This window comes from Dorea sp. OM07-5 (genome assembly GCF_003481355.1).
GTDB classification, from domain to species: domain Bacteria; phylum Bacillota; class Clostridia; order Lachnospirales; family Lachnospiraceae; genus Dorea_D; species Dorea_D hominis.
Map to the genome: position 1 here is coordinate 2176 of NZ_QUKZ01000039.1, position 451 is coordinate 2626.

Annotated in this window: 2 protein-coding genes; both read left to right on the forward strand. The window is 44.3% G+C overall.

What is annotated here, in order from left to right:
• Nucleotides 1-291: hypothetical protein (locus tag DXC04_RS15235; RefSeq protein ID WP_118661323.1), on the forward strand; the 291-nt coding region annotated here is incomplete at its 5' end.
• A 40-nt stretch (nucleotides 292-331) separates the two neighbouring features.
• The coding region (locus DXC04_RS16250; protein ID WP_243112184.1) for a DUF4314 domain-containing protein at nucleotides 332-451 on the forward strand (120 nt) is incomplete at its 3' end.

The following is a 451-nucleotide window of genomic DNA, read 5'->3' on the forward strand; positions in this document are numbered from 1 at the left end:
ATGGATAACATTATGAAAAATATGTTCGTGGTGGCACTGAATGATGAGCTGCAGGCGCAGAGTGAGCAGGATGAATGTTTGGAAGAAACGAAAGCTCTTCTGAAAAAAGTAAGTGAATACGACCTCGCCCAGAAACGGCTGCAGATTACAGCCGGGGAACAAAGGCAGATCCGTAAGGCACTGAACAGACTCAGAAGTAAATATCTTGCAGCCGGAAGATACAGTGATGGAATAGATAAAGTTATTATTCAGGTTGCAAAACCGAATACTAGTAGACATATGTTCTGGTAGAGAAAGGAGTGGTTGATTGGTCATTTATTCAAGAGAAAAAGTGGCAAGACTTAGAGAACAGTATCCGGCAGGAACAAGAATCTGTCTGAATTCGATGGACGGAGAAGCGGGTATGCCGCAGGGACTGGAAGGAACTGTGCAGTATGTGGATGATGCAGGC